The organism is Serratia sp. SM04 (genome assembly GCF_040280225.1).
GTDB classification, from domain to species: domain Bacteria; phylum Pseudomonadota; class Gammaproteobacteria; order Enterobacterales; family Enterobacteriaceae; genus Serratia; species Serratia sarumanii.
Genome location: NZ_JBEOQT010000016.1, coordinates 1 through 1,753 on the forward strand (window position 1 = coordinate 1; position 1,753 = coordinate 1,753).

The 1,753-nt window shown below is 53.0% G+C and carries 1 rRNA gene; it reads left to right on the forward strand.

Features of this window, described 5'->3' with window-relative positions:
* Positions 1-22 precede the first annotated feature (22 nt).
* Positions 23-1,753 (forward strand): 23S ribosomal RNA (locus ABTW55_RS14380); the annotation flags it as partial.

Below are 1,753 nucleotides of genomic sequence, written 5' to 3' on the forward strand. Positions count from 1 at the left end.
TGGAAACATCTTCGGGTTGTGAGGTTAAGTGACTAAGCGTACACGGTGGATGCCTAGGCAGTCAGAGGCGATGAAGGGCGTGCTAATCTGCGAAAAGCGTCGGTAAGGTGATATGAACCGTTATAACCGGCGATACCCGAATGGGGAAACCCAGTGTGTTTCGACACACTATCATGTCATGAATACATAGTGGCATGAGGCGAACCGGGGGAACTGAAACATCTAAGTACCCCGAGGAAAAGAAATCAACCGAGATTCCCCCAGTAGCGGCGAGCGAACGGGGAGGAGCCCAGAACCTGAATCGGCTTGTGTGTTAGTGGAAGCGTCTGGAAAGTCGCGCAGCAAAGGGTGATAGCCCCGTACACTAAAATGCACAGGTCGTGAGTTCGATGAGTAGGGCGGGACACGTGACATCCTGTCTGAATATGGGGGGACCATCCTCCAAGGCTAAATACTCCTGACTGACCGATAGTGAACCAGTACCGTGAGGGAAAGGCGAAAAGAACCCCGGCGAGGGGAGTGAAATAGAACCTGAAACCGTGTACGTACAAGCAGTGGGAGCACCTTCGTGGTGTGACTGCGTACCTTTTGTATAATGGGTCAGCGACTTATATTTTGTAGCAAGGTTAACCGTATAGGGGAGCCGTAGGGAAACCGAGTCTTAACTGGGCGATTAGTTGCAAGGTATAGACCCGAAACCCGGTGATCTAGCCATGGGCAGGTTGAAGGTTGGGTAACACTAACTGGAGGACCGAACCGACTAATGTTGAAAAATTAGCGGATGACTTGTGGCTGGGGGTGAAAGGCCAATCAAACCGGGAGATAGCTGGTTCTCCCCGAAAGCTATTTAGGTAGCGCCTCGTGAACTCATCTTCGGGGGTAGAGCACTGTTTCGGCTAGGGGGCCATCCCGGCTTACCAAACCGATGCAAACTCCGAATACCGAAGAATGTTATCACGGGAGACACACGGCGGGTGCTAACGTCCGTCGTGAAGAGGGAAACAACCCAGACCGCCAGCTAAGGTCCCAAAGTCATGGTTAAGTGGGAAACGATGTGGGAAGGCACAGACAGCCAGGATGTTGGCTTAGAAGCAGCCATCATTTAAAGAAAGCGTAATAGCTCACTGGTCGAGTCGGCCTGCGCGGAAGATGTAACGGGGCTAAACCATGCACCGAAGCTGCGGCAGCGACGCTTAGGCGTTGTTGGGTAGGGGAGCGTTCTGTAAGCCGTTGAAGGTGGCCTGTGAGGGTTGCTGGAGGTATCAGAAGTGCGAATGCTGACATAAGTAACGATAAAGCGGGTGAAAAGCCCGCTCGCCGGAAGACCAAGGGTTCCTGTCCAACGTTAATCGGGGCAGGGTGAGTCGACCCCTAAGGCGAGGCTGAAAAGCGTAGTCGATGGGAAACAGGTTAATATTCCTGTACTTGGTGTTACTGCGAAGGGGGGACGGAGAAGGCTAGGCTGGCCGGGCGACGGTTGTCCCGGTTTAAGCGTGTAGGGGGTGTGACCTGGTAAATCCGGTTGCATATCAACCCTGAGGCGTGATGACGATGCACTACGGTGCAGAAGTAGTTGATGCCCTGCTTCCAGGAAAATCCTCTAAGCTCCAGGTAACATTAAATCGTACCCCAAACCGACACAGGTGGTCAGGTAGAGAATACCAAGGCGCTTGAGAGAACTCGGGTGAAGGAACTAGGCAAAATGGTGCCGTAACTTCGGGAGAAGGCACGCTGGCATGTAGGTGAAGTCCCT